This window comes from Vibrio sp. 1402, assembly GCF_033340275.1.
This window is the reverse complement of record NZ_JAWOWE010000004.1, coordinates 380545-397993: the sequence shown is the minus strand read 5'-3', so window position 1 is coordinate 397993 and position 17449 is coordinate 380545. Positions and strand designations below refer to the sequence as shown.

The window sequence follows — 17449 nt, the reverse complement described above, 5'->3', positions numbered from 1 at the left end:
CTCCTAGTAACGTAATGAGGCAAAGTAGTAAGCAAGATTTTCGATCTCTTTGTCAGTGAGATTTTTTGCGATGGTCCCCATCATATTGAGCGGGTCGCCACTGCGAGTGCCGTTTTTCCATGCCATCAATTGCGTTTTTAAGTAATCAGCATGTTGGCTTGCGAGGCGAGGGAACTTGTCGACGCCCATACCGCTGGCTCCATGACAAGTTGCGCAAGCTGGAATATTTCTATCCCAATCGCCTTGGAAAATTAATTTACGATACGGGTTACGAATATCAGCTTGGTCGCCGCGTTGTTCTGGATTCGTGAACTCGTAGCTCGGGAGGTTAGCAAAGTACTCCATAACTTCCTTACGGTCTGCGGGATCGTTGAGTTCCTTCGCCATGCCTTGCATGACCACATTTTGGCGTTCGCCACTAAGGAATAGTTCGATTTGAGTGTTGAGATAGTTCGCGTTTAAACCAGCGATCATCGGCGCGATATTTGGCTGTCCCATGCCATCTTGGCCGTGACAACCGCTACATACGCTGGCTTTTTCCGGAATAGAAGAGGCGCTTGCGCCCATAGTGGTTGCTAACAAACAGGCCACCACCACTGGAAGAATTTTTGACATGCTGACTCACTTTAATTTTTATTAATATGTCTAAGTGCTACTTGGTAGTCACTTGGACGATATTGTCGGCCTTGTCAATAATGAAAGGTATTGTGGATTTCCACATATTTAATAAGTGTAAATGGCCGTATTTGTTTTTATTGGTTGTTCTATAAGCGATAAAAACAAAGTGGTGAAGAGCTGCACAAATCGGCAGCTCTAAGTGGTAGAGACGTCTTAACGTGCGGCGTTACGCTTTGCGGATTTTGGCTGGTAATGATTGACGAGCCGCGGCTCCTACCACCCAATCTAACAACACGCCTTTCCCTTCTCGGGTTGGGTCAATTAATCCGATGTCGTTAATGTTGACGCCATCTTGGCTGCGAGTTTTTACTGGTTGCTGTTTATCGCCGATCCAGTGCGAGCGTTGTCCTAGCTCGGTATGACCAAACCCATGTTCAAATCCGAGTGTGCCAGGGCGAATCCCGCTGACTATCATCGCAAGTGCTTTGGTGCTTGCAGATGGTGTCTCGATAACAAACTCATCACCCGTTTTAATGCCTGCGCGCTCGGCATCGATTGGATGGATGTACACTGGGTTTACGCCTTTAATCGAGTTCAACCTTGGCGATAGATTGGATACCGCACTGTGAATGTTGGATTTAAAGTTCGTCAGGCTGAAAGGCCATTCTGAGCTTGGGAACTGGTCTTCCATTGGTGTGCCATCGGCCAGTTTTTGTGGATGCCATGTTGGGCAACCCGTGTAGAAATCACCGGTCATGGTGTTTCTTGCGTTGCCGACACGTTCATTCCATATCGCGACAGGTCGTGTCCATTTGTGCTTCATTTGCTCACCTTGATACGCTTCGGTTGCATTTTCAAAGCGTCCGCCGCGAGCAAAAATAAACGCCACTCGTTTCATCTCATCCGCTGTTAGCGTTCTTTGCATCGCTGGCATTAAACGCTCTAAGCCTGACCATGCAATGTCTTCTGCCGAAACTTCAGGCACGCCGCCTTTCACATAAGCCAAGTTTGCCGCAGCTCGCAAATAGAAATCTTCGGCGTGATGGAGAGCGTGCCAGTTGCCTTGTGCATCTTGAATTGCATTGTCACCAAAACCGCCCAGCTGCATTTTCTTAGCAACATCAATCAGGAAGTTCTCTAAACAAATCGAGCGACCGTCGGCGGTTTTCTCTGTTCTCGCTTCCACTATCGGCCAACGAGCGGTGACGGTTTTCACCGGAACGTCGTGCCAAGGCGTTGCCATGCCCCAGCTTTCGTAAGTAACGGTGTCCGGCACAATGTAATCCGACAACGCGGTGGTTTCGTTAATGAATGCATCAACAGACACAATCAAACCGATCTGCTTTGGATCTTTAAGCTTGTCTTCCAGCAGTGTTTTCAAACCGGGTACACCATACATCGGGTTCGCCATGTGGTTGATCCACGCTTTAACGCGATATGGATAACCATCAATAGCCGCAGATAGCTGTTCTGTCAGCAGTGGCGCGGCAAACGGATACCAAGGGGCGCGAGTTGGATAAGGGGATTTTCCTGCCTCAACGCGACGTTTGTATTCGCTGGTTTTGTGGTATGGGAATTTACTGCGCGACAAAAAGACGCCTTTCGGGCCGACTTTGTCAGCAAATTTGGTGAAGTCGTAACGAGGACCCGCAGCGGAAGTTGGGTAGCCACCCGCTTTCGCCATCGCGCCGCCTTTCATGTTGATATTACCAATCAACGCATTGAGCATCATGATGGTAAACGAGTTATAGAACCCATTGGTGTGCATGTTGCCACCGTGGGTATCGACCACCGCTTTTGTTCCGTGACTGGTAAAGCGCTTTGCTAGTTCAACAATTTGTTCGACAGGGATTTCACATTGTTGGCTGTAGAACGCAAGACTGTATTTGAACGCCTCTTCTTTGAGCCTTTGTAGAGACGATTTTACGCGCACTTCGCCTGATGCAAGCGAAACCGTTTTATCGACAAACAGTGCCGCTTCTCCTGTCTGGGTATGCACACCAAATTCGCCGCTTTGATCATCCACGATGACGTACGGGTCGGAATCAGACAACGCTTCGCCCTCGAATGGCAGATTCATATCCGATGCGCGTAAAAACGTGCCGTTTCTCGGGTGCTGCTCATCGCTTATCACGAGATGTGTAGCATTACACCAGTGCGCGGTGCCTGCTCGTTTCATCGCGTTTGCCCCCGGCTGCGCCAAGAAGGTTTTGTTGTAGCGTTGGTTTTCGATGATCCATTGGATCATGCCAAGCACGAGGGCAGAGTCGGTGCCCGGTTTGATTGGTATCCAGCGGTTATTGTCACCTGCTGCCAAGCTCGATGAACCCGCCGGCAAACTTGGTGTGATGATGGTGTATTCCAAGCTGCCTTCTGTTCGCGCATTGGCGAGTTGGCGCGCCTGACGCTTAAAAGGGTTACCCGCTTGAGCTGGCGACATACCGATGAAGATGATGTATTCCGCATTATCAAAGTCTGGCTTTAAGTGTGCGTTCTTATCTAAATCGTTCATAAATGCGCCGCTGCCAGCACGAAATGCATAGCCGCAGTAAGAGCCATGATGCCCAAAGTTACGCGTACCATAGCTGTTGAACGCGAAGCGTTTGAATATGTCGTCTCGGCCTTCGTTACCTGCGTTGGTCATTAACAATTGGTTGGCTTTCGGTCCATATTCTGGGTTTTCAGGATCAACGGGCGTTGTTAAATCGCGAATATCGCGTAAGCCATCAACATGGCCTTCACCAAATAAATCACCACCTTCAACGACTTCTTTTATCAATTGCTCGTAGCTGATCGGAATCCATTTTCCTTCGCCGCGTTTGCCAACTCGTTTCAGTGGCTGAGTAATGCGGTACGGGCTGTTGCGAATTTCTAGCATCCCATTGCCACGTGCGCATGCTGTTGAACGACCGTCAAGGCCCGCTTCTCCTGTCAAACTTAAATAAGCATCTTTGACTGGCGTTTCGAACGGAATGTGTTGCTGATGAGAGAGTGGGTGATATGGGTTGCCAGTAATACGCAAAATCTCGTCGCTGCGGTTATCAATGCGTACACGCAATCCGCACAGTGACCAACAACCAAAACACATTGATGGCGCAACGCGCTGATTTGGATTCGGGATTAGGTTGCCTTTGCTGTTGACCGTGTACTCTGGTTCAAGCGAGTTACCGTGGTGAATATCACGCGTTTTTTCTCCCGCAGTGCCTTCGAGCGCACCCTCGACCATGTGTTTGGTGGTGGTGGCGTAACCCGCAGCGAATACGCCAAGCCCACTCACTGCAATGCCTGATTTCAAAAACTGACGGCGTTTGTTATCCATGATGAAATCCCCTTTGATTAGCGTTCAGTTAAGGTGGGTGATGAGGCTTTTACTTCGATCTTTTGTTTTGGCTGAACCAGCTCCGAACCGAGCAGTGCCAGTGCAAGCCATAATCCGAGCATGCCGATAATGCCTATCCAGCCATTTCCATCCATAGTGAGTTGGTATGGATACAGCCCTGCATCGAACTTGGCGATGGTTTGCACTTCCATGATGGTAAACCAGCGAATCAGCCATGCACTTGCCAGTGCGGCAGCAGACACAACACAGAGCCCTATGACGTGACGAAATCTGGCTGATGCGGACTTTTTGGTATCGCGCAAGAAGATGAAAGCGAGCAAAACACAACCTAAAACGACAAAAGTGATCAGGGCAATGTTGTGCATCCATTGTTCGCTAGAATAGAGCGAAAATGCGGAATTGTTGGATGCCCAAATCGGTAGGAGAATCAGCGTCAGAACGCCGCTCGTTACCAGTGACTTCTTGAGTAAATTGCTATCACCAGAAGTGAGGGCTTTCGATTGGCTAGGCAGCAGTAACCAAATCAGTAGAGAAAATCCGACCGCGCCCATAAATGCAGTGACAAACCAAAGAATTGGTGACGCGGGTTGGTGCCATAAAGAGCGCGATTTAACGACTGCAATTTCAGCTCCAGTATAAAGGGCGATGGTTAAGCCTGATAACACGGTGATTGCAGATATTGTGAGCATCACTTTGTGAGAAATTGTCCACTCACCGAGCGATAACTTAGATAACAGAGGTAGTACTTTTCCCGGTTGATTTCGCAGTGCGATAAGATCCTGACGCAGATACAGCCATGCTGTCGCAACCGCCAGCGTAGAAAAAACAGGCAGGAACAGCGAGCCTAGAGACATCCATGACCACGGAGTGATGTGTGCGTAAAAATGCCATGCGCGTCCCGGTTGGTGTAAATCACCAGTTAACGCTAATGGTCCCACGATGGCGCCGATGGCCAGCGTCAGCACAAGCGCAGCGCGCAGTCTGTGGCTGGTGTGTTTTTCAAATAATAGGGCGATTAGGAATAAAATAGCAGCCGCATAAGCCGAACCGATGTAGAAGAAATACTGTACCGCCCACGGGAGCCAAGCCATCGCTTGAGGTTGGACTAACACTTCGGTGATGTTCATGCGCGCTTTCCTTGTGGGTCGTAAATAGCTGGCTGCCCGTCGATGTGGCTGGTGAAGCGTTCATCCATGCCGATGTAAAACACATGCGGCTTGGTCTCTTCATTGGGCTTTAGCACTTTGATATCGTCTTGGTGCTTCGCAATTAAGCGGCGAACTTCACTTGATGGATCATTCAAATCACCAATTACACGTGCTCCGCCAACACAGGTTTCCACGCAGGCAGGTAATAGGCCTTGTTCTAGACGGTGAGCGCAGAAGGTGCATTTGTCTGCGGTGAGGGTGTCCTCATTGATAAAACGCGCATCGTAAGGGCAAGCCTGTACGCAATACGCGCAGGCGACACAGCGACTGTTATCCACCATGACGATGCCATCTTCGCGCTGAAAGGTCGCTTGAACCGGACACACAGCCACGCAGGGTGGGTTTTCGCAGTGGTTACAAAGGCGAGGGAGCATAAAGGCTTTCGCTTCTCGCGTGGCTGTAGAGCCATCATCTAACGTAACTTCGTATTGCTTTACGGTGGTTCGGAATTGACCGATAGGCACTTGGTTCTCGATGCTGCAACCCACAGTGCAAGCCTGGCATCCGACACATTTACGCAAATCCACCACCATGGCATAACGCTTGCCGACTTGTCCTTTTCGGTCAGCGGACTGGTTATTTCGAATAATGTTTCCCGCAGTTGCCGTGCCAATGCCTGCGACTGGAATTAACGCGGCTCCGGCTGTGACCGCGCTGAGAAAGCGACGTTTGGTGGAATCCATAACTCACCTGCTTTTTTGTTGTATTTGAATTGACTGATTCCATTGTGAGAAATGCGCCGCGAGGCTTATATTGTGGATTTCCACATACCCAGATCAAACTTGATCTAAAACAAATGTGGTTTAGGGAAGGTAGCTGTTATTCTTGTCGTACTCTCTTGACGGAACGATTCGACTCATCATGAAAAAAGCACTGTGGCTTCAGCTTTGGATTCTTTGCTTAGTTGCCTTTGCATCTTTGGCTCAGGGCGCAGTTTCTGAACAAGCAGATCTGCAAGGAATGCAAGAGCAAAAAGCAGAGCAGCCACAGGCCAAGCAAAAAGTCGAAGTGGGCGTGTTAGCGATACGTGGTCATCTTTATGCTGAACAGAGATGGCAACCGACCATTGATTGGCTCAATCAGCAAATTTCCGATGTGCATTTTGTCCTTCATCCCCTTAACTTGGATGAAATGGGCGAAGCGGTGAAGTTTCAGAAGATAGATTTCATCTTAACCAACCCAGGTCAGGCAGTGCGATTGGGCAGGCAATACGCGCTGTCGTGGATGGCAACGCTAACCAGCAGAGCACCACAAAACTCGAATTACGGCATTGGTTCGGCGCTTGTGGTTCGAGCCAATTCAAGTTATCAAACGGTGCAAGATGTCTCAGGACGTCCCGTTGCAGCGGTATCAGAAAAAGCCTTTGGTGGTTATCTCACGATGCGCTATCAAATAGTCAAAATGGGTCTTAATCCAAACGATTTCTTTTCTGATGTCCGCTATCTTGGTTTTCCTATTGATGCCAACCTGTATCAATTACGTGATGGCAATGTGGAAGCGGCCGTTGTCCCTGCTTGTTTATTGGAACAGATGCTAAGTGAAGGGCTTTTACAACCGAGTAATTACCGAGTTTTAAATCAACAGCCGAACGAGCGTTCGTTATGCGCTGTTTCCACACCGCTTTATCCGAACTGGTCATTTGCCAAAACAGAGCGCGGCTCATCTCAGATTGCCAAACAGATTGCGCAAGTATTGTTAGCGATGCCACCTGAACACCCTGCGGTTATTGCGGCAGGCGCGTCAGGTTGGACGTCCCCCGTCAGCTTGCTGAGTATCGACAAACTGTATCAGGCGTTGGATCTCCATCCGTTGCAACAACCTTGGTGGAGTGAGGCTCTACGCTGGCTGCGTAGTCATCAAGAATGGGCATGGGCGCTGTTCATGTTTGTGATTGTGTTGAACGCGTACCACTTTTGGCTTGAGTATCGATTTAGCAAGAGTAAGCAAGCGTTGGAGCAGACATCGTTACGATTAAAAGAGAAAAGTGAACAGTTAGAACATTCACAAAGGGTCGCGATTGTCGGAGAAATCGGCACTAGTCTTGCTCATGAACTCAATCAGCCATTGGCAGCCATTCGCAATTATAGTGAAGGCGGTTTACTTCGCTTGGCCAAAAAACGCCCACATGAAGATATTGTCCCTGTACTTGAGAAAATACAGGGCCAAGTTGAAAGAGCCGATGCAATTATTCAGCGATTAAGAACGTTGATTCGCAAGCGCAGTGTCGACAAAACGTCGTGCGATCTTCAAGTACTCATTGATGACACGATTGAGTTGCTCCATTTTAGAATGCAGAAGCAAAACATTTCTATTGTGGCCAGTACAGAAGGGAACATTCGTCCGTTACTTGTCGATGCAGTTGGCGTACAACAGGTTTTAGTTAATGTGATCAGCAACGCGATTGATGCGTGTACTTTGTTCCAAGAGAAATATCACTCATCAGGCTATCAAGGTAAAATTGCCCTGCATTGCGATTACCAAATCAATCAACTCTCTATTCGAGTGTTAGACAATGGTACAGGGTTGCAGCAAGAGAATCCGACTCAAGCGTTTGTGAGTAGCAAAGAAGAAGGGCTTGGGCTAGGGTTAGCCATTTGTCGCGATGTGATGGAAATGCATGGTGGCGAGTTTGTCATCAGCTCGACAGCACCACATGGTTGTTTGGTTGAGCTTGTGTTTCCATATCAAAACTAATCTGAACTAGGCATAGGAGCATTCAATGAGCAGCGGTGAAAAGCAGCTACCTGTTTTTGTAGTCGATGATGATGAATCGGTGCGTGACTCGCTCGCTTTTATGCTGGAAGAGCATGAGTTCAAGGTGACGACTTTTGCTGATGGGCAATCTTTTCTCGATAAAGTGAACATTCATCAGGCCGGATGCGTGATCCTTGATAGCCGAATGCCCAACCTTCGTGGTCAGCAAGTGCACCAAGTTTTAAATAAAGCCAACAGCCCGTTAGCCGTTATTTATCTGACAGGGCATGGTGATGTCCCGATGGCGGTCGATGCATTGCAAGCTGGGGCGGTCAATTTCTTCCAAAAGCCAGTCAAAGGCGATGAACTGGCACGAGCCATTTTACAGGGACAGGCGCAGTCTGCCACAAACCTCGATATGGCAGCAGCTAAATCGGCTTATGAATCGCTCACACCTAGAGAAAAAGACATTTTACGTTTGATCATTGAAGGAAAGCGCAACATTCGTATTGCTGACGAACTTTGCATAGCAATGCGAACGGTTGAAGTACACCGAGCTAATCTATTGAAGAAGTTCTCGGCAAAAACCGTCGCAGAGTTGGCATATATTTATGGCAAGCTAGATTAAAGCTTACCGAGTGAAGCCTCTTAAGGCTATTTAGAGGATACAACTTGAGCTTTATGACGACTCGCGTATTATCTTCTTCGTTCTTACTTTATCTGAATTCTTATGAGTTTGTTGACTAAACGACATCACACGCCACATAAGCGGGCAAAATGGCTACTGGCGATTATTGGCTGGGTGGTCGTTGTGTGTCTGATGCAAAATTCAGGTTTTGCCTCGTCATGCTCTATGAAATATGAGACGGAATCGCCCGCGGTTTCACTTACTGATGAGCGTTCGAGCGTCAAGTCGATTGATACTAAAGAAACCAGCAAGTGCGAACTGTCTGAAAAGTTAATTCAGTTTTCTCAACATCAACTCGATGTATTTATTGTTGTTCTGTTTGTTGGTCTTTTTGCTTCGGCAATTTGGTTGTGCAGTGCCTATATTGGTGCGCAACATTGGACGGAACCGATAGGCCGTAAGTATCGAGTCCATCTGACTTTCTGTGTGTTCCGAGAATAAAAGCGTGCTTTCTGACCACTAGCGTCAGTTATTTAGCACCTTTGTCTTTTAACTAGGAATCACTATGAATCAAATTACTAAACTGACTCAGTTTGCGTCCATGTTTTTTATGACGCTTGCTTTGAGTTTGCTCTCTCTGAGTATTTCAGCTCAAACTACTGATACAGGTTGGCTAACCAACCCACAACATCCTCCAGTGCAAACGCGCTTTGTGCTCACTGGTCAGCAAGATCCGCAAGCCAAAACAATTACTGGTTATCTGGACGTCAAGTTGGCTGGGGACTGGAAAACTTACTGGCGTTCACCTGGTGAGGGCGGCGTAGCACCATCTATTGATTGGCAAAATTCACAAAATTTATCCAAAGTGGATTGGCAATGGCCGCACCCACAAAAATTCGAACTATTAGGTATCGAGACTCTTGGGTATAAAGGCGACACTTTGTTCCCCATGACGCTGCACGTCGAAGACATGTCCAAACCTGTCACGATTGATGCGGTACTGACACTTTCTTCTTGTACGACGATTTGTGTGCTGACCGACTATCAAATTCAATTGACGTTCTTGCCTTCTGATCTAAAAGTCGATGAAGACGTGATGTTCAGTTACGCTCAAGCAGTGAGTAACGTGCCGCAGCCATCGCCGTTTATTGATGTTACTCAGGCGAGTTGGGATGCGAACCAATCGAAACTACAAATCAAGCTACAGAACAGTCAGGGTTGGCAACAACCACAAGTGCTGGTGGATGGTGTCGATCAAGCAACGCGAGACTATAGCTTCAAGCTTGAAGGAATGCATCCAGAAGGAAACATCGTCACCGTGAGCTATATCGTTGATACTTGGCTGGGCGATGTGGAGTTAGATGGTCAGTCGCTGTTTGTGACCATCAAAGACACCAATTTACTAGCAGAAGAAACCACTCAAGCAACTGCTGAGGCAATAGTTGAACCGCTGCCGAGCACGTCTCTAACGAGTGTTTTTCTATTCGCGTTGCTCGGCGGTTTAATTCTTAACATTATGCCTTGCGTTCTTCCGGTTTTGGGGATGAAGCTAAGTAGTATTGTTGCCGCTCAAGGTATCGAGCGTCGTCAAATTCGCGCTCAGTTTGTTGCCTCGTCACTTGGTATATTAACGTCGTTCTGGATTCTCGCTGGTTTTATTTTGGTGCTCAAGCTAACAGGTAATGCCATTGGTTGGGGCGTGCAATTTCAAAGCCCCTGGTTCTTAGGTTTGATGGTGTTGGTCACCACTTTGTTTGGGGCCAATATGCTGGGGCTGTTTGAAGTCCGTCTATCATCGGGTACCAATACATGGCTGGCCTCGAAAGGTGACAACTCGTTAGCTGGACACTATGTGCAAGGGATGTTTGCAACCTTGCTTGCTACGCCGTGTTCTGCGCCTTTCCTAGGAACGGCCGTGGCGTTTGCTTTGGGTGCCGATGTGGTTACGCTGTTTGCTATTTTCACCGCCTTAGCGTTGGGGATGGCGTTGCCTTGGACTATGGTGGCAATTTTCCCAAGTATTGCGCTTAAATTGCCGAAGCCGGGTCAGTGGATGAACGTGGTCAAAAACGTATTTGGTGTGATGATGTTGGCCACCAGCGTTTGGCTACTGTCTTTGATGGCCAATCACCTCCCAGTGTTTTGGGTCATTTTCGCCGGTTTAGTCGCGTTTATTGTTCTGATGATTCGCGTTAAACGCGTTCATGGCGATAAAGCACTCGTGCTATCCGGCTCTGCATCGCTTATCTTAATTGCTGGCGGGCTGCTACTTGGTAGTATCACTGCCGACCAATGGGCGACACCGCTTCCTGAGGACTTAGCGTGGCAGAAGCTTTCTAACTCGGCGATAGAACAGCACGTCAATAATGGGCGAGTGGTGTTTGTGGATGTCACTGCGGATTGGTGTGTCACGTGTAAAGCGAACAAGATCGGCGTGATCTGGCAAGATCCTGTCTACTCATTGCTGCAAAGCCCTAATGTGGCGACGTTAAAAGGGGATTGGACACATCCGGACGGCTCGGTAACGGACTTTTTACGAGCTCATGGGCGTTACGGTGTGCCGTTTAACATCGTCTATGGCCCGGCGGCGCCACAAGGTATCCCGTTACCTGTTATTCTGACTGATGATATTGTTTTAAGCGCGGTGAAACAAGCGAGTGGGGGAACCATTCAATGAGTTCGACAAAGCAGCGTAGAACATTCCGATATTGGCTCGTTCAAATCGTACAGATGGTGCTCATTGTCACCGCGATTTCTATCGCGATGGATTGGTATCGCACCAAAGATATTCCTAAACAGGAGGCTCCACCATTGAGCTCCGTATTGAGCGATGGTGAATACTTCGATGCAATCGCGCAAAGTTATGAACAACCTGTCGTTGTTTATTTTTGGGCTACTTGGTGTCCCGCTTGTAAATTTGTAAGCCCAAGCGTGAGCTGGCTGAGTGATGACTACACCGTAGTTGGCGTTTCTGGCTCGTCGGGACCGAATGAGCGTGTGGCGCAGTTTATGAGGGCAAAAGAATATCGTTTCGAAAACATAAACGATCCTTCAAGCGATATTATGCGCGAATGGAAAATTAGCGTGACCCCAACCATTTATGTTTTAAGAAATGGTGAAATTTCCTCCGTCACAACTGGCGTTACTACTCCGATAGGAATATTAGCGAGAATTTGGTTAGCTCGATAACGCAATAACAATCCGATATTCAAAATATTGAGTATCGGATTTTTTCTTTTTATTTTCTCGCTCTAACGGGAATAATAATGTGTGCGTATGGCATACCATTCCACATCTCGTATGGGCCATCATAACTTGAACCGGTTGGTCGAGAATCGAGCAACACTTGGTCTAGGGTAATAATCATCATGTGTGGTTCTTCCACAATCCATTGGTTATCGTCCGTTATTCCTTCTGAAAATGGGTCGGTGTTATTGGCGCCGCCATCACCCGCTAACATGCCAAAAAGTACAATTAACTGAAATGAAATTAGTTAAATAGTCAGATTAATAAATCAAAGCTCAATTTAATAAAAAATTAAAGTTTGATAAATTTAATTATAGATTGACCTTAAAAAGGAATTTTATTTAAATTTAAAATAGTAATTGATAGTTTCACTATGTTAATTTAAGTGTTCTCTTATAAGCATTTTTCGTCTATTAATACGCATGGTTTAAAACATCTGGCTGTCCTGTTTTGAAGCGTGACCAAAAGATGCTAAATAGATGTTTTTAGTGATATGAGCTGAGTTTATTTGTAATCTATATTTTCAACACCTAATTTCCCTCGTATGGCTAATCGTATAAAACAACATTTTATCTTTATTGTTGTCACGCTAAAGCGTACTTTCTTAATTATATGATTAGTTATAAAGGTAACGAGAATGGGATTAAAAATCCGGGGCTCTGTTGGTATAAATGGCACTAATTCGAAAAATGATGTTAAAGCAGTTCAACAATTTTTAAATGATAACCAAAAGAGAATAGGTTTTACCCGACTGTTGGTTGTTGATGGCTCGTTAGGGCGGAGTCCTCATTTGTCGAAAACAGTAGAGGCAATAAAAGTGTGTCAGCGTAAGCTACTTTATATGGTAAAGCCAGATGGTCGGATCGATGTAAATGGTAGAACTCATCGTAAGCTCAATGGATTACCATCCTATAGCTCAGTGAAAAATGATCCTCATGATGCTCAAAAACTAGTAACCAAAGTACCTTGGATGAAAACAGCGTTGGGAGAAATTGGACAAAAAGAAGTTTCAGGCACTAAGGCCAGTCCAAGGATTTTAGAGTATTTTACAGCATCTAAGTTCTGGGGCACTGATGACTCTGGAGGTCAAAATGCTTGGTGTGGTTCGTTTGCCGCTTGGGTTTTTAAACAACACGGAATCACTCCAGTAAAAGAAGCTTATCGAGCAAAGGAGTGGAAGGGTTTTGGTAAAAACATCTCAGAACCTATACATGGAGCTCTAGGGATTAAATCGAGAAAAGGTGGTGGGCATGTTGCTTTTGTCGTGGGAAAGAGCCCTGATGGTAGGCATTTGTACATGTTAGGAGGAAACCAAAGCAACCAAGTCAATATAGCAAAGTACTCTATTGATGTCTGGGACAAGTTCGTAGTACCGAGTAACTACGATGAAACAAAAGGTACTTTACCTGTATATACAAAAGGCTCTGTCTTAGCAGGAACGGAAAGTTAAATATGAAGAAATTTATAAGTTTGCTAGGCTGTGTGAGCTTATCAGCTTGTGCTTCACAGGGAGTGTACTCTCAGAATGAGGTACTCAAAGATGCGATATTTCAAACGCCCTATTCTGCAGTGGTGAAAATTACAGGTTTTGAAAAGTTTGCTGAACACGAGGAAGATGTTCTCTTTAAAGTTCAAGCAGAAGTGATTCAGAAACTTCGTGGAGACGTTGGGTCTGAGATTACTTTCAGTATGTATGGCGAGCTAGGAGATGAGCCCAATATACACAATGATCCTGTCATTCTCACACTATGTCGTGATAAAGATACATATTATTGGCCTGGAACGGGGGCTGAGTTTGGGGCTAATCAAGAGAACATATTAAACGCTCAAGAAACAGCTGCTCACTTGGATACAGATCAGCGCCATTTTGCACATTGTTCAGAATGAAAAGGGTGGCGGTTGAAACGAGCGGTTACAGAGCTTGTTAGTCGCCATCGTAGACAACGTCTTTGCTGAATGATTCTTTAGTTTTTGATTGTCAGAGCCGACTGACAAAACCATACTAACTGTGACAACCAAACCGCTATTAAAGCAGGATATTATTCCTTCAACTTTGTGTTTTAGGAGTAGTCATTAGACTACCCAATAATTGTTGGAATAAATAATGACGAAACGTTGGTTTGTCTCCGCTGTGAGCTTCGCGCTGCTCGGCGGTGGTACGTATTTCTATCTCCAATCTGCTGCTCAACCAGAATTGCTGCCTACATTGATTGTGGAAAAAGGCACGATTGAAAAACAAGCGGTGGCTGTTGGTAAAATTGTCCCTGCACACTCCGTGTCTATCAAGTCACAAATCGACGGTATCGTCGGTGAAATTTACGCGAAAGTTGGTGAAAAGGTGAAGCAAGGCCAGCCGCTGATCAAAGTGCGTCCAAACCCAACACCCCAAGCATTAACGGATGCATCGGCAGAGCTCATGCGTAGCGAAGCCGATCTGGAATCCGCCAAACAAAAACTGTCCAACTTAGAAAGCTTGGTCAAGCAGGACATTATTCCAAGTAACTACGACGAATACGTAAGTGCGCGCTCGGCAGTCAAATCTGCGCAAGCGGACGTATTGCAAAAGCGCCAGAATCTCGAACTCATCCGCAGTGGTGAGGCGTCTATCGGCGATGCACGTTTAACGTCGACGATCTACGCGCCAATTGATGGCACGGTACTCAACCAGAAAGTTGAGGTCGGAGAGCCGATCATCTCGACTCAATCAAGCCAAGCCGCGACTGAAATGATGTCATTGGCCGACATGAACAGTCTGATTTTTAAAGGTAGCGTCAGTGAGCATGATGCTGCGCAGTTGTCTCCGGGAATGCCCGTTATGTTGACGGTTGCGCCTTATCCTGATGTGGCGATTTCTGGTGTGCTAACCAAAGTGGCGATTCAATCTGAGAACCTTAACTCACCAGAGGGCAATGCTTCGGCAAAAAGTTTTGATAACGGTTTTGAGGTTGAAGTGGGAGAACTCAAGATCCCACAAGATGTATTGCTTCGTTCTGGTTTTTCATCGACGGCTCAAATCATTCTGAAGAAGTCTGAAAACGTGCTCACGCTACCGGAGCGCGCTCTGCAATTTGATGGTGACGCACCGAATGTTCTGATCCCCGACAGCTCAGAACAAGGGTTTCATAAACAACCTGTGAAACTCGGTCTGTCAGATGGCATCAATGTCGAAGTGCTTGACGGCGTGGAGCTTGATGAAGAGGTTATCGACAACAGCATGATGGGAGCGGCGCATGGTTAAGCTGCAACGATCAACAATCGCCTTTGCATTGTTGGCTGCCACGCTCAGTTTGCCGACCTACGCAATTTCTATTGAACAAGCTTGGCAACAAGCAAAGCAGAACGATCCAAATTACGAAAAAGCGAAAATCGGCGTCCAGCTTGGCGAGGTTGGCGTACAGAGTAGCCGCAGTGCGTTATTGCCGGGTTTAAGTGCCAGTGCGTCAGCGGATTGGAATGAGTCCTCAAGCCATTCCAACAGTTACGGCGCTACCTTATCTCAAACTATTTGGGATAGCAGTTTGTGGTCGGAACTGGATCAAGCGAATGCCAATTATCTCAAAGCACAGTTAGAGCTATCTCAATCTCATAACGAGCTTGCGCAGAAGTTTCTCACTGCTTACCTAGATGTGGCAAGCGCACAGGGCGACCTCAAATTGGCGCAGTCCAAGCTGGAGGAGGGGAAAGAACTTCTCAACATCATCGAGAAACGCTATCGAGCAGGCAAAGTGAAGTCGGTTGATGTTGAAGAGATGCGAGCGAATCAAGTCTCTGAGCAAGCAAGTATCCTCAATGCAAAAGCCGATCTCGAAGTGAAAAAAGCAGAGCTTGCGGCGTTAATCAATCAAATGCCGGAGAGTGTCGACCAAATTCGAACGGATTCTTTGATTCAGCCACCGATGCTGGTGGACTCTCAGGAGCAATGGCTAAAGCTGGCGAAAGACAGTAGTCCAGAGCTGTTGGTGGCGGCGCAGATGGTGAAAGCGAGCGAGTTCGCGAAAGATTCAGCTAAAGGTGGATACTACCCAACCGTCAAAGGCAGTGTGGGCTACAGCGATGGTGATAGTCGTTCAAACGGCGAGTTTAACGCTGGGATTAGTTTGAATTTGCCGATTGACCTCAATGGTGCAGTGCGAGCGAGAGTGGACGAAGCATCGTTGAACATTTTAAACGCCAAGCAAGATATGCGTAGAGTGGAAATTGATATTCAGAAACGAGTTATTCAGCAGTTTACGCAGGTCGATATCAACTGGAATCAAGTTTTGATAGCGAACGAGCTGGTTGAGTCGCGCGCCAGAGTGTTGCAAAGCAAAGAGAAACTTTACGACGCTGGTCTGCTTGAAGTGTCGGAAGTTATCAGTGCACACAACAGCTTGTTTGAGGCGAAAAACAGTCTGCAAACCAACTTGTACAGCTATTGGCGTAAGAGAATCGGCTTACTGCAAACCGCAGGGAAACTCGATGACGATACCATGGCGTTGATCTCTCGGGCTTTTCATTCATGAGCAGCCTGTTGCAGCAAACTTGGCAAACGTTGATAGCGCACCGCATGAAAAGCGTGCTAGCCATTATCGCGATTGCTTGGGGCGTGATCTCTGTGGTGGTGTTAATCGCACTTGGCGAAGGCTTTTATCGCCATCAGACCCAGTCGTTTTCATTTATGATTAACAATGTGCAAGTGGTGTTTCCGTCGAGTACCAGTAAACCGTGGCAAGGGTTACCTTCAAGACGCCAAATTGATATACCACAAGAAAAAGTCGACATGATCAAACAGTCGGGCTTCGTGCAACAGGCGTCGAGCGTTTACGCCAAATGGGATGCGAATATCACCAATCTCAAAGGACAGAACTTATCGAGTACGGTCAGCGGTATTGATATGTCTTACTTTCCTTTAATGCAACGCAAGCTGCAATCCGGTTCGAGAAACCTGTCACCAAGTGATATGGACAACCACACTCGCGTGGCGGTGTTAGGCGATCAAATTGCGCAAATGGGCGGAATCCAAATCGGGGATAGGCTCAAAGTTAACGGCATTCCGTTTTTGGTGATTGGGATAACCGTCGGTGAGGACACTGGCATTTCATTCGGCGATAGCCGCACGGTTTTCATTCCTCAAACAACGTACCGCGATTTGTGGGATGCGAAACCTTGGATGGTATTGATGAAGCCGAGAGACGGGATGGATGCACCGTCGTTTCGACAAAATATCGTGAACTTTTTCGCCAAGCAGCTTCATTTTGACCCAAGTGATAAAGATGCGGTCGAATTACCCGATTTTAGTGAAGGTGCGGCGGTCATCAGTGGAATTTTGCGTGGCATTCAGATTTTTCTCGGAGCGAGTGGCGCGATGACCATGGCGGTCGGTGCGCTTGGCGTTGCCAACATCATGTTTTTATCTGTCACGGAGCGCACGCGTGAAATCGGTGTGCGTTTGGCGGTCGGGGCGACTCAAAAATCCATACTCAGTCAGTTTATTCTTGAGGGGCTTATTTTGGTAGCCGTGGGCACGGCATTAGGTCTGATGTTTTCGTATGCAGTGGTATCTGTCTTAAGCAGCATGGCATTACCGGAATGGATGGGTTTACCTGTGATCACGCCAGATTCCATTGCTTGGTCTTTACTTGTGACGCTTATCTTGGCATTGATGGCGTCGTATTTCCCAGCAAGGCGAGCATCGCGTCTCACGCCAGTCATTGCTTTGAGTGCGAGGGCTTAGCC

The 17449-nt window shown here is 47.1% G+C and carries 15 protein-coding genes; 10 read left to right on the top strand and 5 right to left on the bottom strand.

Annotated features, from left to right (window positions below):
• Positions 1-3 precede the first annotated feature (3 nt).
• The 4 genes from R7044_RS10835 to dsrO form a co-directional block, all read right to left on the bottom strand.
• Positions 4-567 (bottom strand): c-type cytochrome, encoded by a 564-nt coding sequence (locus R7044_RS10835; RefSeq protein WP_373920870.1) that lies wholly within the window; start codon positions 565-567, stop codon positions 4-6.
• 277 nt (positions 568-844) lie between these two features.
• Positions 845-3937 carry a tetrathionate reductase subunit A gene (locus R7044_RS10830; RefSeq protein ID WP_225455569.1) on the bottom strand — a complete coding sequence of 1031 codons (3093 nt, stop codon included), beginning with the start codon at positions 3935-3937 and terminating at the stop codon, positions 845-847.
• Between the two features lie 17 nt (positions 3938-3954).
• Positions 3955-5085 (bottom strand): NrfD/PsrC family molybdoenzyme membrane anchor subunit, encoded by a 1131-nt coding sequence (gene nrfD, locus R7044_RS10825; RefSeq protein WP_225455568.1) that lies wholly within the window; start codon positions 5083-5085, stop codon positions 3955-3957.
• Positions 5082-5849 (bottom strand): sulfate reduction electron transfer complex DsrMKJOP subunit DsrO, encoded by a 768-nt coding sequence (gene dsrO / locus R7044_RS10820; RefSeq protein ID WP_213870307.1) that lies wholly within the window; start codon positions 5847-5849, stop codon positions 5082-5084. The genes nrfD and dsrO overlap by 4 nt, the downstream gene beginning before the upstream one ends.
• Positions 5850-6027: 178 nt before the next feature.
• Between dsrO and R7044_RS10815 the strand changes: the two genes are divergently transcribed.
• The 5 genes from R7044_RS10815 to R7044_RS10795 all read left to right on the top strand — a co-directional run bounded on the left by R7044_RS10815 (position 6028) and on the right by R7044_RS10795 (position 11677).
• Positions 6028-7860, top strand: a complete 1833-nt coding sequence (locus R7044_RS10815) for a sensor histidine kinase (RefSeq protein WP_042523068.1) — start codon at positions 6028-6030, stop codon at positions 7858-7860.
• A gap of 25 nt (positions 7861-7885) precedes the next feature.
• A complete protein-coding gene (locus R7044_RS10810; protein ID WP_033905719.1) occupies positions 7886-8488 on the top strand; it encodes a response regulator transcription factor in 603 nt (200 codons plus the stop codon).
• A 102-nt stretch (positions 8489-8590) separates the two neighbouring features.
• Positions 8591-8989: a hypothetical protein gene (locus tag R7044_RS10805; protein ID WP_033905718.1), complete on the top strand. Its 399-nt coding sequence runs from the start codon at positions 8591-8593 to the stop codon at positions 8987-8989.
• Between the two features lie 64 nt (positions 8990-9053).
• Positions 9054-11165 carry a protein-disulfide reductase DsbD family protein gene (locus tag R7044_RS10800; protein WP_225455567.1) on the top strand — a complete coding sequence of 704 codons (2112 nt, stop codon included), beginning with the start codon at positions 9054-9056 and terminating at the stop codon, positions 11163-11165.
• Complete coding sequence (locus R7044_RS10795) at positions 11162-11677, top strand: protein disulfide oxidoreductase (protein WP_033905715.1); 516 nt, start codon at positions 11162-11164, stop codon at positions 11675-11677. Before R7044_RS10800 ends, R7044_RS10795 begins: the two co-directional genes overlap by 4 nt.
• Positions 11678-11726: 49 nt before the next feature.
• On the opposite strand, the gene R7044_RS10790 is transcribed toward R7044_RS10795, so the two are convergent.
• A complete protein-coding gene (locus R7044_RS10790; protein WP_064354163.1) occupies positions 11727-11948 on the bottom strand; it encodes a hypothetical protein in 222 nt (73 codons plus the stop codon).
• A gap of 423 nt (positions 11949-12371) precedes the next feature.
• On the opposite strand from R7044_RS10790, the gene R7044_RS10785 reads away from it, so the two are divergent.
• The 5 genes from R7044_RS10785 to R7044_RS10765 all read left to right on the top strand — a co-directional run bounded on the left by R7044_RS10785 (position 12372) and on the right by R7044_RS10765 (position 17447).
• Positions 12372-13184, top strand: coding sequence for a TIGR02594 family protein (locus tag R7044_RS10785; RefSeq protein ID WP_225455566.1), 813 nt, complete (start codon positions 12372-12374; stop codon positions 13182-13184).
• Positions 13185-13186: 2 nt separating this feature from the next.
• Positions 13187-13621: a hypothetical protein gene (locus tag R7044_RS10780; RefSeq protein ID WP_017821643.1), complete on the top strand. Its 435-nt coding sequence runs from the start codon at positions 13187-13189 to the stop codon at positions 13619-13621.
• Positions 13622-13838: 217 nt separating this feature from the next.
• Entirely contained in the window at positions 13839-14972 is a 1134-nt protein-coding gene (locus R7044_RS10775) for an efflux RND transporter periplasmic adaptor subunit (protein ID WP_064368623.1), read from the top strand.
• Positions 14965-16236, top strand: a complete 1272-nt coding sequence (locus R7044_RS10770; protein ID WP_225455565.1) for a TolC family protein — start codon at positions 14965-14967, stop codon at positions 16234-16236. The genes R7044_RS10775 and R7044_RS10770 overlap by 8 nt, the downstream gene beginning before the upstream one ends.
• Positions 16233-17447 (top strand): ABC transporter permease, encoded by a 1215-nt coding sequence (locus tag R7044_RS10765; RefSeq protein ID WP_225455564.1) that lies wholly within the window; start codon positions 16233-16235, stop codon positions 17445-17447. Before R7044_RS10770 ends, R7044_RS10765 begins: the two co-directional genes overlap by 4 nt.
• Positions 17448-17449 lie beyond the last annotated feature (2 nt).

Bases quoted from the DNA above. Each gene is read 5' to 3' on its own strand.
- R7044_RS10780 (WP_017821643.1), top strand. From the start codon at position 13,187: ATGAAGAAATTTATAAGTTTGCTAGGCTGTGTGAGCTTATCAGCTTGT.
- nrfD (WP_225455568.1), bottom strand. From the start codon at position 5,085: ATGAACATCACCGAAGTGTTAGTCCAACCTCAAGCGATGGCTTGGCTC.
- R7044_RS10790 (WP_064354163.1), bottom strand. From the start codon at position 11,948: ATGTTAGCGGGTGATGGCGGCGCCAATAACACCGACCCATTTTCAGAA.
- R7044_RS10815 (WP_042523068.1), top strand. From the start codon at position 6,028: ATGAAAAAAGCACTGTGGCTTCAGCTTTGGATTCTTTGCTTAGTTGCC.
- R7044_RS10795 (WP_033905715.1), top strand. From the start codon at position 11,162: ATGAGTTCGACAAAGCAGCGTAGAACATTCCGATATTGGCTCGTTCAA.
- R7044_RS10775 (WP_064368623.1), top strand. From the start codon at position 13,839: ATGACGAAACGTTGGTTTGTCTCCGCTGTGAGCTTCGCGCTGCTCGGC.
- R7044_RS10765 (WP_225455564.1), top strand. From the start codon at position 16,233: ATGAGCAGCCTGTTGCAGCAAACTTGGCAAACGTTGATAGCGCACCGC.
- R7044_RS10800 (WP_225455567.1), top strand. From the start codon at position 9,054: ATGAATCAAATTACTAAACTGACTCAGTTTGCGTCCATGTTTTTTATG.
- dsrO (WP_213870307.1), bottom strand. From the start codon at position 5,849: ATGGATTCCACCAAACGTCGCTTTCTCAGCGCGGTCACAGCCGGAGCC.
- R7044_RS10805 (WP_033905718.1), top strand. From the start codon at position 8,591: ATGAGTTTGTTGACTAAACGACATCACACGCCACATAAGCGGGCAAAA.
- R7044_RS10810 (WP_033905719.1), top strand. From the start codon at position 7,886: ATGAGCAGCGGTGAAAAGCAGCTACCTGTTTTTGTAGTCGATGATGAT.
- R7044_RS10835 (WP_373920870.1), bottom strand. From the start codon at position 567: ATGGGCGCAAGCGCCTCTTCTATTCCGGAAAAAGCCAGCGTATGTAGC.
- R7044_RS10830 (WP_225455569.1), bottom strand. From the start codon at position 3,937: ATGGATAACAAACGCCGTCAGTTTTTGAAATCAGGCATTGCAGTGAGT.
- R7044_RS10785 (WP_225455566.1), top strand. From the start codon at position 12,372: ATGGGATTAAAAATCCGGGGCTCTGTTGGTATAAATGGCACTAATTCG.
- R7044_RS10770 (WP_225455565.1), top strand. From the start codon at position 14,965: ATGGTTAAGCTGCAACGATCAACAATCGCCTTTGCATTGTTGGCTGCC.